At 61.6% G+C, this 12171-nt stretch carries 12 protein-coding genes; all 12 read right to left on the reverse strand.

The window, feature by feature from the left end; all coding sequences use genetic code 11:
- Nucleotides 1–89 precede the first annotated feature (89 nt).
- The 12 genes from ABLU80_RS15355 to ABLU80_RS15410 all read right to left on the reverse strand — a co-directional run bounded on the left by ABLU80_RS15355 (nucleotide 90) and on the right by ABLU80_RS15410 (nucleotide 12166).
- The gene (locus ABLU80_RS15355; RefSeq protein ID WP_048231341.1) at nucleotides 90–1730 is read right to left on the reverse strand and encodes a thiamine pyrophosphate-binding protein; all 1641 of its coding nucleotides are present in this window, start codon (nucleotides 1728–1730) and stop codon (nucleotides 90–92) included.
- Between the two features lie 13 nt (nucleotides 1731–1743).
- Nucleotides 1744–3213 carry an aldehyde dehydrogenase gene (locus ABLU80_RS15360; RefSeq protein ID WP_015369755.1) on the reverse strand — a complete coding sequence of 490 codons (1470 nt, stop codon included), beginning with the start codon at nucleotides 3211–3213 and terminating at the stop codon, nucleotides 1744–1746.
- Nucleotides 3214–3228: 15 nt separating this feature from the next.
- Nucleotides 3229–3993 (reverse strand): aspartate dehydrogenase, encoded by a 765-nt coding sequence (locus ABLU80_RS15365; protein WP_015703441.1) that lies wholly within the window; start codon nucleotides 3991–3993, stop codon nucleotides 3229–3231.
- A gap of 9 nt (nucleotides 3994–4002) precedes the next feature.
- Complete coding sequence (locus ABLU80_RS15370) at nucleotides 4003–4797, reverse strand: SDR family oxidoreductase (RefSeq protein ID WP_032712508.1); 795 nt, start codon at nucleotides 4795–4797, stop codon at nucleotides 4003–4005.
- Complete coding sequence (locus ABLU80_RS15375; RefSeq protein WP_058674390.1) at nucleotides 4781–5551, reverse strand: alpha/beta hydrolase; 771 nt, start codon at nucleotides 5549–5551, stop codon at nucleotides 4781–4783. The genes ABLU80_RS15370 and ABLU80_RS15375 overlap by 17 nt, the downstream gene beginning before the upstream one ends.
- A 9-nt stretch (nucleotides 5552–5560) precedes the next feature.
- Complete coding sequence (locus ABLU80_RS15380) at nucleotides 5561–6091, reverse strand: cupin domain-containing protein (RefSeq protein ID WP_004174433.1); 531 nt, start codon at nucleotides 6089–6091, stop codon at nucleotides 5561–5563.
- 10 nt (nucleotides 6092–6101) lie between these two features.
- Nucleotides 6102–7358, reverse strand: coding sequence for an MFS transporter (locus ABLU80_RS15385; RefSeq protein WP_047055810.1), 1257 nt, complete (start codon nucleotides 7356–7358; stop codon nucleotides 6102–6104).
- 26 nt (nucleotides 7359–7384) lie between these two features.
- A complete protein-coding gene (locus ABLU80_RS15390; protein ID WP_157195179.1) occupies nucleotides 7385–8581 on the reverse strand; it encodes an FAD-dependent oxidoreductase in 1197 nt (398 codons plus the stop codon).
- Nucleotides 8578–9504 carry a VOC family protein gene (locus ABLU80_RS15395; protein ID WP_009308624.1) on the reverse strand — a complete coding sequence of 309 codons (927 nt, stop codon included), beginning with the start codon at nucleotides 9502–9504 and terminating at the stop codon, nucleotides 8578–8580. Before ABLU80_RS15395 ends, ABLU80_RS15390 begins: the two co-directional genes overlap by 4 nt.
- Before the next feature lie 88 nt (nucleotides 9505–9592).
- Nucleotides 9593–10381, reverse strand: coding sequence for an IclR family transcriptional regulator (locus ABLU80_RS15400; protein WP_015703447.1), 789 nt, complete (start codon nucleotides 10379–10381; stop codon nucleotides 9593–9595).
- A 13-nt stretch (nucleotides 10382–10394) separates the two neighbouring features.
- Nucleotides 10395–11144, reverse strand: a complete 750-nt coding sequence (locus ABLU80_RS15405) for an SDR family oxidoreductase (protein ID WP_015703448.1) — start codon at nucleotides 11142–11144, stop codon at nucleotides 10395–10397.
- Nucleotides 11144–12166, reverse strand: coding sequence for an aromatic ring-hydroxylating dioxygenase subunit alpha (locus tag ABLU80_RS15410; protein WP_032413044.1), 1023 nt, complete (start codon nucleotides 12164–12166; stop codon nucleotides 11144–11146). The genes ABLU80_RS15405 and ABLU80_RS15410 overlap by 1 nt, the downstream gene beginning before the upstream one ends.
- Nucleotides 12167–12171: the final 5 nt, after the last annotated feature.

The following is a 12171-nucleotide window of genomic DNA, read 5'->3' on the forward strand; positions in this document are numbered from 1 at the left end:
GGAGCAACCGTCCGGCGCCTTGATTAACCCCCTGTGCCGTGCGGTACCCTCTCCCCGGAAGGGAGAGGGTTGGGGTCACTGGGTTATCATTAATACAGCGTCTTCTGCGGCGGGCCGGCAAAGCGCAGCGCGCCAATCTGGCCCATTTTCACTTCCACCACCGATGGCCCCGGCATCGCCAGCGCCTCGGTCATCACCGCCTGGAAATCCTCCGCGCGTTCCACGCTCCACGCCTGCAGGCCAATCGCCTGCGCCAACAGGGTAAAGTCCGGCGTGTGCAGCTCGTTGTAATACTGGCGGCCGCCAAAGTACTTATCCTGAATACCGCGCATCACGCCGTAGCCGCCATCGTTCATAATCAACAGCGTCACGTTGGCCTTCTCCTGCGCCAGAGTCGCCAGTTCGCCAAGGTTGAGGCTCAGGCCGCCGTCGCCGACCAGGCCGACCACTTTCCGTTGCGGATTGGCAATCGCGGTACCCACCGCCATCGGTAGCCCCATACCGATGGCGCCGGCCAGAGAATGGATATTCATCAGCGGGCCGTGAGCGCGGAACAGACGGCTGCCCCACAGGCTGCCGGAAACGGTAATATCGCGCACCAGGATGCCGTCATCGGGCAGCGCCTGCGCAATCGCGTCATTCAATTTAGCGTAAGCGCCGCACTGGTCGCGCAGCCCCTGCTCCGCCGCCTCTACCGCCGCTTTAAGCTGGCTATCCCAACGCGCATCGCCCCACATCCGGCCCTGTACTCGCTTCGCCAGCGCGTCTAATAAAGCGCGGCAGTCCGCCACCAGCGTGTTGTCCATCAGGTAGTTACGGCTGGCCGCCGCCGGGTCGATATCAATCTGCACCCGCGGCGTGGGCAGTTCCAACGTCCACGAGCGCGTTTCGTTACTGCGTAGCCGGGAACCGGCCACAAGTGTGAAATCACATTGTGAAATCAGCGCTTCAACCGAGGGAGAATTATGAAACGCGCGTAGGCTGGCGCGATGGCTGTCCGCCAGAATGCCGCGGCCGTGGGTACTGGAAATCACCGTCACCCCGGCATCCGCCAGCGTCTTCACCGCCTCGCCGCTCTCTAACGCGCCGCCGCCAAGCCACAGCAGCGGCTGCTTCGCCTGCTTAAGCTGCGCCCACAGCGCATCGACCAGCGACACTTCCGGCTCAACCGCCGGAGCGCGTTCCAACGGCGCGGTCAGCAGTGAAAGCGGAATTTTGGCGCTCTGAATATCGATGGGAATTTCCACCGATACCGGGCCGCACGGTGGCGTCTGCGCCTCCTGAATCGCCTTATGCAGGATAGCCACCGCCTGGTTGGCGTTGCTAATGCGGTAAGCGCGCTTCGAACTGGCTTTAAGGAAGGTCAACTGATCGCGGGTTTCATGAATAAAACCGGTGTCGGCGTCCAGCCAGGCTTTTTCGACCTGTCCGGTCAGGTGCAGCAGCGGCGTACCGGCGTTCATCGCCTCAACCAGCGCGCCAACCGCATTACCCGCGCCCGCGCCGGTACTGGTCAGCGCCACGCCGAGCCCGGAAAAACGGCCGTGGGCGTCAGCCATGGTCACCGAGCCCGCTTCACCGCGCGCCGGAACAAAGCGGATTTTTTCCCGCTGGCCGACGGCGTCGGCGATCGGCAGGTTATGGATAGAAATGACGCCATAAATGGCTTCAACGTGATACTGCTCCAGCGTTCTGGCGATGGCATCGCCGACGGTTATCATTTCGCTCATTGCTCACCCTTTCTCAGTCGCACCAGTGGTTGACGCTATTACCCGTCGCCAGATAAATGCTCTTTTGTTGCATCCAGGCTTTCAGCCCCTGGATCCCTTTTTCGCGGCCCAGACCGCTCTCTTTAAAGCCCCCAAACGGGGTCGAAATGGAGAAAACTTTGTAGGTGTTGATCCACACCGTACCGGCTTCCAGTTGCTCGCTCAGACGCAGCGCGCGGCCGGTATCGCGCGTCCAGATCCCCGCCGCCAGTCCGAAGACCGAATCATTGGCCTCGCGGATCAACGCCGCTTCATCGTGAAAACGCATTGCCACCAGCACCGGCCCGAAGATCTCTTCCTGGCAAACGCGGGCCTGATTGTTCAACCCTTCAATGATGGTCGGCAGGAAGTAGCTCCCCGCCGCCAGCGCCGGATCCGCCGGGATCTCGCCGCCGCATAGCACGCTGCCGCCTTCGCGTTTCGCCAGCTCGACGTACTCCAGCACGCTCTGGCGGTGTTTATCGTTGATCAGCGGCCCGACGTGGGTGCCAGCGCTGAACGGATGACCAACCCGCAGCCCTTGGGTTAACTCCAGCAGGCGGGCCATTAATTGTGGATACACTTTGTCATGAACAAACAGCCGCGAGCCGGCAATGCAGGCCTGACCGCCGGAGCTGAAAATGCCGTAGCAGATGCCCCGCGCCGCCTGTTCGATATCGGCATCTTCCAGCACGATGGTCGGCGATTTACCGCCCAGCTCCAGCGACGCCGGGATCAGCTTTTCCGCCGCCACGTGCGCCAGGTGACGTCCGGTGGTGGTGCCGCCGGTAAAGGAAATTTTGCGCACCTTAGGATGGCGGGCCAGCGCATCGCCGATAATCGATCCTTTACCCGGCAGCACGCTCAGCAGTCCCGCGGGTAAACCGGCCTGCTCAAAGATCTTCGCCAGCTCCAGCGCCATGAGCGGCGTGGCTTCCGCCGGTTTGAGGATCACCGCATTTCCGGCGGCGATCGCCGGAGCCACCTTCTGCATTTCGCTGGCGATCGGCGAGTTCCATGGGGTGATCGCCGCCACCACGCCCAACGGCTCATAGCGGCTCAGAGTCAATAGATCCGCCTGCCGCGGCGTCGGCAGCTCGCCTTCCAGTAACTCGCAGGCGGCGGCAAAATAGCGCGCCGTCCCCGCCGCGCTCATCACCAGCCCTCGCGCTTCCGCCAGCGGTTTACCGTTATCGCGGCTCTGCTTTTGGGTGAGCGCATCAAGCTGTGCTTCAATCAGATCGGCGACTTTATGCAGGATCTTCGCCCGCTGATGCGGCAGCATCGCCCGCCACGTTGGCTGCCGCCAGGCGCGGTCGGCGCAGTCGATCGCCTCCTGTAAATCATCGAGGCTTGCCGCATGCAGCGCCGCGTTAATAGCGCCATCCGCCGGAAACTGGCTGTGCATCAAATTGCCGCCGCCGCGACGCCACTGGCCGCCGATAAAAATGTCTAATTCGTCCATCTCAGCCTCTCTGCGTTATGCCAGTTCACGGCAGGCGCGTACCGCGCTCAGTGCCGCGAGGGTCGATGTTTTCGGATTGCTGGCGAGCGGCAGGCCGCTCAGCTCCAGGTGAAACTCGCCGAACAATCCTTCGGCGTGTAGCGTATGGGTGTTGCGTTGCGTCGCCGGATCGACCATCAGCTGTACTCGGGTCGCGTCAAGGCCGATACCGCCCAGCGCGATGGTTGCCGCCACGTTGGCATTTGCCGGGAATAGCCGCGCCGCCTCGCGGGCGCTGCCTTCGAAGAAAATTTGCGCTTCATTGACCGCGCTGAGGTCGATAAGCTGTTCGGCATAGCTGCCGCGCCAGCTGGCCGGGCTTTTACGCGACTGATAGGTCACTCGTTCAAGCCCCCCCTCTTTGGCCGCCGCCAGGCCGTCAATCCCGGCAACTGCGCCAGCCAGCAGCGTCAACTTGCCGCCCGCCTGACGTAAACGCTGTTCCAGTTCGCTGTCCGCCAGCGCGCCGGTCGAGATCACCGCCAGATGCCAGCCGCGCGCCAGCACCGCTTCGCCGTACTGCGCGACCGCCTGCTGGCTGGCGCATTCCAGCACCAGATCCGGTGTCTCTTCGCACTGCAGCGGATCGGTAAGCGGCGTCACCGTGTGGCCGAACTGCTGGCGGATCGCCGCATGATGCGATTCGCGGGCGACGATCCAACCCAACGTCACCTGCGGCGGCAGGCGTTCAATCACCGCCTGCGCCATCGCGCCATAGCCGATTAACATGACCTTTTTCATCATCTTTCCTTACAGATGGCGGCAGAAACCGCCGGAAACGTCCAGCGCCGCGCCGGTGGTAAAGGAGGCCAGCGGCGAAGCGAGGAATAGCAACGCCTGTGCCGGTTCCTGCGGTTTGCCAAGGCGCGCCATCGGGATCCCGCGTTTGCGGGCGATATCGGCGGTCCACTGCGGCCAGCTCTGGCTCTTATCGCTGCGGTTTTCGAAACGGCGCTGCCACTGCCCGGATTCGACCATTCCCAGCAGGATGGAATTCACGCGGATGCCTTTCTCCACCAGCTCTTTCGACAGGGTCAGCGTCATATTGAGCAGCGCGGCACGGGCAGCAGAGGTGGCAATCATGTGCTCTTCCGGCTGCAGAGCCAGCAGCGAGTTCACACAGGTAATCGAGGCGATATCCGACTGTTCAAGCTGCGGCTGGAAGGCCTTTACCGGGTTAATCACGCCGAACAGTTTCAGTTCGGCTTCGTGCAGCCAGGCCTCGCGCGGCGTATCGGCGAAATGGGCGACATAGCCCTGCCCGGCGTTATTAATCAGCATGTCGGTGCCGCCGAAACGCGCGGCGACCGCGTCAGCGAAGGCCTGAACTTCCGCTTCGTTCAGTACGTCGCAGCGCCAGGAGAACACCTCGCCTTCTGGATATTCGTTTTGCAACGCCGCATGGGCACTGGCCAGCCGATCCGGGTTGCGGCCGCAAAAGGCGACCTTCGCCCCTTCGCCCAGCAGCAGGCGCAGCGTTTCAAAACCGATCCCTGACGAGCCGCCGGTGACTACCGCGACGCGTCCTTCAATTTGTGCATTCATCGCGCACCTCTTCCCCTATGCGTAAAAGCTGTTGATTAAAAAAGGTTTCGTTATCGAGATAGCTGGCATGTCCAGCCTGCGGGATGGCGATGTAAGGGGCGCCGTAACGCAGCGCCACTCCCTGCACCAGCTCCGGTTGGGTAATGGCATCCTGCTCGCCGCACCACACCGAGAGACGACCGCGATAGTCGGCAAGCCAGCGGTGGATGTCGTCATGCGCCAGCATCCAGGCGGCGGCGAGGTAGCCTTCGCTACGCAGCCTGCGCATACCTGCCGCCACCGTCGCCACATCGGCTTCGCGCGCGCCGGGGCGTAGCAGTTTTGCCGCCCGCCCCTGCGCCATCGCCTCGCCGCCCAGCGCTATCTGCTGTTGACGTCCCTGCCAGACTTTTTCCCGCTGTGCGGCTTCCGCCTGGCCGTAGCCCTGCGCGACGTCGGCGAGCACCAGGTAAAGCACCCGCTGCGGGTATTTCGCGGCGAAGGCGGCCGCCACCAGCGCGCCCAGCGAATGGCCGACCAGTACGGTTTGCTCTACTCCAGCGCGGTCCAGCATTCGCGCCAGCGCGTCGGCGTAATCACCGGCATCCGCCGACGCCGCCGCCAGCATCGGGCTTTCGCCATAACCGGGCATATCCCAGGCCAGTACGCGGTAGCCGGGAAGCGCCATCTGTTTATGCCAGGAGGCCGCGCCGGAACTGATGCCGTGCAGCAGCGTCAGCGGAATACCGCTTCCTTGTTCACGAAACCCCGTCATCATCGCCCCTTAGTTACGTTTTACTTTTGCCAGCGGATGATCTTCCGGGTAGGTCGGAATATGCGGCTTATGGGTGCCGAGCATCACGCACATCAGCGCCTCTTCTTCGCCGTGGTTAAACAAACCGCGGTAAATTCCAGGCGGCACCGAGATCAGATCGCGTTCGCGCAGCACGGTTTCGGTATAGTTGTCACCGTCCTGAATCATCAGGGTGATCTGCCCTTTGAGCATGAAGAACACCTCTTCTACGTCATCATGCAGGTGCAGCGGGCCTTCACATTTGGACGGCAACACCATGGTGGAGAAGGTGAAGTGCTCGGCCGGAACGGTGTTGGTATCACTGGCGACGCCGGTGGCGCCGGTGCCGATGTAGCGCATCTGCGCGCGGCGATATTTCGGATCGAAATCGGCCTGGAATTTCAGCGCATTCCAGTCGTATTTACGGCCTTCAAAGCGCGCGATACGCGACTCCACCCACTCTTCCATCGTCATATGGTCAGGTTTCAAACTCTGTTTTGCAGTTACGGTTGAATCAGTCATCGTTTTATCCTCAGTAACGTCTCAGCAGCGGCAGTAACAGGGCGCAGCCCACCGCCGCCATCACCGCCAGAAAAATCAGCCCGGAATCCATGCTATTGGTGAAGGCGATAAGCGCGCCCATCACCGCCGGCGATAGCGCCCCGGCAAAGTTTCCCAGTCCGTTGAAAATTCCACCCGCCGTGGCGCTGACCCGTGGATGGGTCGCTTTAGCCAGCAGCGCGAAAATGTTTGGCGCGCCGGTGCCCCACATAAAGGTGCTAAAGCTCATCGCCGCGATCACCGGCAACGGCGCGCTAAAATGCATCACCGCCGCCAGCCCGATTCCGGCGCCCGCCAGGGAAATAAAGCAGGCGGCGGCGCGCTTATCGACGCGGTCGGACAGCCAGGCGCCGATAATTTCGCCCAGCAGCATGGCGATAAACGGCATCGAAGACAGCCAGCCGGCGTGTTCCAGATGAATGCCTTTGCCTTTAATCAGGTAGCCCGGTAGCCAGCCGTTGATCCCCCACAGATAGGCGAGAAAGGCGATGTTGAAAATGCAGATCATCCAGAAATGCGGACTCACGAAGAGCTCGCGACGCGCGCTGCGGCGTGCTTCCTGCGACGTTTTATCGCTGCCGACTTTCGCCTCCAGCTGCACGCCGCGCAGCCCGATGCGCACAAAAATCAGCACCGGTACCGTCAGCATCGCCATCACGAAAAAGGTGCTCTGCCAGCCGAAGGTATTGAGTAGCCAAATTGACAGCGGGAAACCCAGCGCCGCGCCAACCGGCGTGCCAAGCAGCCACAGCATGGTGGCGCGGGCCTGTAGCCGCTGCGGGAAGGTGTGACGCACCACGGCGAACGCCAACGGGAACAGCGGCCCTTCAGCAATGCCCAACAGGATGCGCAGCGTCACCATCAGCGCGTAGTTGTGGGTGAAACCCATGATCACCATCAGGATGCACCACACCACCATCATTCCAGTTAGCAAGCGCAGCGGCGCAATCCGGTCACCAAGACCGCTTAACAACACTGATGAGAAGCCATAGCTCAACAGAAAGGCGCTCATCAAGATGCCCAGCCGGGTGGTATCGAAATCGATCCCCATCGCCTGCTGGAAATGGCTATCGGAAAACAGCGCGGCGATGCTGATTTTGTCGAAAAACGCCAGCAGTACGCAGGCCAGCAGCGACAGCGGAATGGCCCAACGAACCGCCTTTTCAGGCGTGCGGACGCCCTCGCCGCTCGCCTCAGCAGGCGCGGCGTTAGTCTCTAATGTGGTCATTTCTCTCCCTTAAGGGTTCGCGTTAATTATCGCAATGACATCAGCGAGAAAGTCGGGTCAGCGAGCGGGACGTCAGAGAGCTCCCTCCCCGCCGCCATCCAGCGCTTCGCCAGCTTCACGGTACGTGCATTATTGAAGGCCACCAGTTGCGTTAAACGTCCATCGGCATTGAGCGAGAAATAGAGCGCGCCCTGCGGCTCGTCACGCACGATAGTGCGGCTGCCCGCCTGAGGGATCCCGAGGATCTGGATATTGCGATCGTATTGATCCGACCACAGCCACGGCGCCTCGTCGTAGCCGCTGGCCTGCGGATCGAGCATCGCTTTCGCCGTCGCGATGGCCTGATTTTGCGCAAAGGCCCACGACTGAATGCACAGGCCATACTGATGATGCTGAGCGACATCGCCGGCGGCGAAAATCGCCGGATCGCTGCTGCGTCCCTGGGCATCGACGACAATCCCGCGCTCGATAGTGAGCCCGGCATCGCGCGCCAGTTCGAGATTCAGATCGACGCCGATCCCCACCACCACCGCATCGAAGGTTTCCCGCTGGCCATCGCAGTGCAGCGTCGGCAGGCCGTTATCATCTTCCAGCTCCAGCGCGCCGCAGCCGCGGCGAATATCAACGCCCTGCCCGCGATGCAACTGATCCAGGGCCTGCGAGACCTCCATACTGACCGAACGCATGCACAGCGCCGGCTGCTGTTCATAAAGGGTCACGGCCACGCCGCTTTTGCGCGCCGAGGCGGCGATTTCGAGGCCAATCCAGCCGCCGCCGACGATCGCCAGCCGCGTTGCCGACGCCAGCCGCTGCTTCAGACGCTGCGCGTCCTGCCAGTGGCGCAGGGTATACACCTGCGGATGCTGCCCCCAGGCCTCGGACGGCAGCCGCGCGCGGCCGCCGGTGGCGATCAGCAGTTGGTCGTACGCCAGCGTTTCGCCGTTGCTCAGCGCCAGGGTTTTATTTTGCCGGTCGATCGATTCCGCGCGCAGCGGGCGGTACCAGCGCAGATCCAGCGCCTGCTGCGCCTCGGCGCTGAATAACCGCGGCAGCGCCGGTTCGGCCTCCAGCAATGCCGCTTTCGACAGCGGCGGGCGCTCGTAAAAATCCCATTGCTCTTCGGCAACCACGCAAATCTCGCCGCTAAACCCTTCATCACGCAGCGTTTTCGCTGCCCAGCCGCCAGCCTGGCCGCCGCCGATAATGACTATCCGCGCCGTCATACCGCCTCCGGTTTTTTCTGCTGGCGACGGGTATCGTGATCGATACCGCCTTCCACCGCCCATTCGGTAAAGGACACGAGTGAATGCTCCAGCTCGCGCGGCTGCCAGTTTTCCGTCAGATAGTCATCGTTGGTGTAGTACTCAAAAGCGCCGCCGGTCGGGCTGTTGACATACCAGAAGTAGGCCGAGGAGACCGGATGGCGGCCGGGACCGATAAACGTGCTCCACGCGTTTTTATTCATCGCAATGCCGCCGCCGATCACTTCATGAATATCCCGTACGGTAAACGCGACGTGGTTTAGCCCGCGCTTGCGGTTGGGCAACTGCAATAAGAAGAGGTTATGGTGTCCGCCGCGCACGCCGCAGCGCAGGAACACCGCGCGATTGATGTAGCGGTCTGACACCTGGAAGCCGAGTACTTCGCGATAGAAACTTTCCACCGCCGCCAGTTCTTCCACGAAGAAGACCACGTGGCCGACATTAATCGGCTGCGCGCGGTCGTACACCGGGCTCGGGGTGTCGATGCGACGCACATCGCCCCACTGGTTGATCGGTTCAACGTTCAGTTCAACCGCCGTTTGCTGGCTAACCTGCACCCGCAGCGTCATACCGTTGGGATCGCGGCACTCCAGCGCGCCGTCGATTTCACGGAAAGCGGGCTGACGTTCCAGCTTCGGGCGCAGCGCATCCAGCGCCGCCCGATCCGCCACGCCCCAGGTCATGCGACGCAGGGTGTTGCCCGCCTCAAAGGCTGGCGGCAGGTCGGCGGCATCGGTCGGGTTAAGTTCGACCCGCGCGCCGCTGAGGGTGGTAAACGCGCGGCCGCTGGCGTCGCCGGTCAGGCCAAAATCGCGCATAAATTTGGCGCTGTGGTTCAGGTCGTCTACGCCAAATTCCAGCTTTTCAATTCCGGTAATACTCATTATTCGTCGCCTCTTTACCGTTCAGTCGCCCGAATTTGGGCGTAAAACATGCCCGACGCAATCAAGCGTCTGCCGTTAAGTTGTTGATTTAACTTGCCTGTGACAAATATCCGAGGAAGCCGGAAATTTTGTCCGCCGCCATACTGACGTCGTTCTGCAACCGTTCGCGATCGCTTTGCGGGATCTCGTCCGACGGCACCAGAATGCTGACGACCGCCGCCACCCGGCCGCTGCGGTCAAAGACCGGATAGACAATCGATGAGATGCCGTGGCGATAGAACGATTCGCCAATCACGTAGCCGCGGGCTTTATCCTGCTGCACCATCTGCCACAGCGCTTCGCGGTCGTACAGCTGGCCCGGCGTATTGCCCGGCAGACGTTCATTCGGGAACAATTGTTCAAACTCGCTGCGGGAAACATCGGTCAGCAGCATGCGGCCAAGCGAGGTGCAGTGCACCGGTAGCCGCGTTCCGACGCTGACCTGGTTGATACGCGAACCGGCGGCGCTGACGCGGGCGATGTAGATAATGTCGCGGCCGTCGCGGATCGCCAGATGGCTGCTGCACTGGCTGATATCGCGTAGTTGCTCGATGACCGGCTGACCCACCTGAGCGACATCCAGTGAGGCGATATATTCAAAGCCCAGACGCAGTACGTTCATGCCCAGCGAAAAGGTATTGGTTCGGGCGTTACGCTCGAGAAAGCCCATATATTCCAGCGTCTGCACCACGCGATAGGCGGTCGCTTTCGGCATATCCACCAGCCGATGCAGCTCGGCAAAGGTCAGATCGCGATGCTGTTCGCCAAACGCCAGCAGCAGTTGTAAACCGCGCTCCAGACCCGGTACCAGGTACTTCACTTCCTGATCGTTCGCCATACCGCCTCACTTGTTAGTTAAAGACAAAACCGCCGTTGACCGGGATCAGTTGGCCAGTGATAAAGCGCGAAAGATCGCTCAGCAGCCAGACCACGCTACCGGTGACATCTTCCGGCTGCTGCGCGCCGCTGAGCGCGCGGCCGTTCTCATACAGCTGATGACGCTCGGCGGGAACGTATTCCGTGGCCTCAACGCGGGTCAGTCCCGGCGCGATGGCGTTGATACGGATCCGCTTTTCACCCAACTCGCGGGCCATGGAGCGGGTCATCGCAATCACCGCGCCCTTACTGGCGACATAGGCCATCAGCCGCGGCGCGCCCCACAGCGCGGTATCCGAAGCGACGTTGACGATCGCCGACCCTTCGCGCAGCAGCGGTACCGCCTCGCGGGTCACCAGCCAGGTGCCTTTGACATTGACCGTCATCACCCGATCCCACAGGTCCGGATCGTAATCGATCATATTTTTACCGCCGACGCCGGTGGCCATCGCCGCGTTATTGACTAAGCCATCGATAGGCCCCTGCGCGCCGATGGCGCTGAAGACCTGCTCGATCGACGCTTGACTGGCAAGATCGATGGCGTGGGATTCGATCTGATAGCCCTTCTGCTGCAGGCGATGAGCGCTTTCCGCCAGCTCCCCCTGCAGGATGTCGCACATCACCACCGTCGCGCCCTGCGCGGCGCAGGATTCGGCAAAATGGTAACCGAGGCCGCGCGCCGCGCCGGTGACGACAATACGTTTACCGTTCAGCAGGCCGTTCATCAGGCGGCACCCTGCTGCGCTTCGCGAAGCGCTAACTGCTCTTTCGCCGCTTTCTGCATCATGCGGCGCAGGCGGGACAAACCGACGTCATGTTGATAGAGATATTCATGATCGCGGGCGTTCGGCGCCAGGCTTTCCAGCACCACGCGATCCTGTTCCAGTACTTCCCAGTGCAGTTTTTCCAGACGGTTGCGGTACATAAAGCGCCACAGATCGCGCTGCCAGCCCTGAACGCCGCGGATGCGCCAGAAGAAGACGCGGCAGTTGTCGTTATCTTCCGGAACCACCATGCCGACGATCCAGAAGTGGCCGCCCGGCCCGAAACGCTTTTTGTACGGAATAGACAGGCGCATCCAGTAGGCGCCGCTGTTGCCCAGTTCAACCCAGTCAAAGTTGACGCCGCTCTGCCCTTTTTTCTCGAAGATAAAGCCGGTTTTCGTCGGCTGCAGCACCATATCGGCTTTGCGATCGCCTTCCGCCATAGAATGCGATGATGAGTGCAGATAGGTGCCGTGCATCGGGTCCATCACGTTTTCCAGCGCGTACTGGTAGTTGCATTTCCACGCCGCGGTGCACAGGAAGTTACTGTATTTTTCGTGATCGGCCAGTTCCTCCGGGAAGCTCAGTTCATCAGGCTGCTGGTCGGCGGTGACGCCGAACCACAGGAAGATTGCCCCATGCGCTTCCTGCACGTTGTAGCTGCGCACGCACTGCTGGCCGACCAGCGGGCAGCGGTCAACCGCCGGGACGTCTTTGACTTCGCCGTTGCCGGCGACTTCCACGCCGTGATACCAGCAGGCGATACGATCGCCTAAGTTCCAGCCCATCGACAGGCGCGCGCCGCGATGCGGGCAGCGGTCTTCCAGCGCCTGCACCTGACCGTCTTTATTCCGCCAGACCACGATCTGCTCGCCGAGACGGGTAATGCCCACCGGCGCAGACTGCACTTCCCAGCTCGCCAGCACCGGATACCACAGGCCGCGCAGTCCTTTATCAAGATAGTTTTGTACCGTTGTCGTCATCGCTG

The sequence above is a fragment of the Klebsiella sp. CN_Kp104 genome, from assembly GCF_040064515.1.
GTDB classification, from domain to species: domain Bacteria; phylum Pseudomonadota; class Gammaproteobacteria; order Enterobacterales; family Enterobacteriaceae; genus Klebsiella; species Klebsiella aerogenes.

Excerpts from the sequence above, each read along its gene's own strand:
- ABLU80_RS15355 (WP_048231341.1), bottom strand. The coding sequence starts at position 1,730 with ATGAGCGAAATGATAACCGTCGGCGATGCCATCGCCAGAACGCTGGAG.
- ABLU80_RS15360 (WP_015369755.1), bottom strand. The coding sequence starts at position 3,213 with ATGGACGAATTAGACATTTTTATCGGCGGCCAGTGGCGTCGCGGCGGC.
- ABLU80_RS15365 (WP_015703441.1), bottom strand. The coding sequence starts at position 3,993 with ATGAAAAAGGTCATGTTAATCGGCTATGGCGCGATGGCGCAGGCGGTG.
- ABLU80_RS15370 (WP_032712508.1), bottom strand. The coding sequence starts at position 4,797 with ATGAATGCACAAATTGAAGGACGCGTCGCGGTAGTCACCGGCGGCTCG.
- ABLU80_RS15375 (WP_058674390.1), bottom strand. The coding sequence starts at position 5,551 with ATGACGGGGTTTCGTGAACAAGGAAGCGGTATTCCGCTGACGCTGCTG.
- ABLU80_RS15380 (WP_004174433.1), bottom strand. The coding sequence starts at position 6,091 with ATGACTGATTCAACCGTAACTGCAAAACAGAGTTTGAAACCTGACCAT.
- ABLU80_RS15385 (WP_047055810.1), bottom strand. The coding sequence starts at position 7,358 with ATGACCACATTAGAGACTAACGCCGCGCCTGCTGAGGCGAGCGGCGAG.
- ABLU80_RS15390 (WP_157195179.1), bottom strand. The coding sequence starts at position 8,581 with ATGACGGCGCGGATAGTCATTATCGGCGGCGGCCAGGCTGGCGGCTGG.
- ABLU80_RS15395 (WP_009308624.1), bottom strand. The coding sequence starts at position 9,504 with ATGAGTATTACCGGAATTGAAAAGCTGGAATTTGGCGTAGACGACCTG.
- ABLU80_RS15400 (WP_015703447.1), bottom strand. The coding sequence starts at position 10,381 with ATGGCGAACGATCAGGAAGTGAAGTACCTGGTACCGGGTCTGGAGCGC.
- ABLU80_RS15405 (WP_015703448.1), bottom strand. The coding sequence starts at position 11,144 with ATGAACGGCCTGCTGAACGGTAAACGTATTGTCGTCACCGGCGCGGCG.
- ABLU80_RS15410 (WP_032413044.1), bottom strand. The coding sequence starts at position 12,166 with ATGACGACAACGGTACAAAACTATCTTGATAAAGGACTGCGCGGCCTG.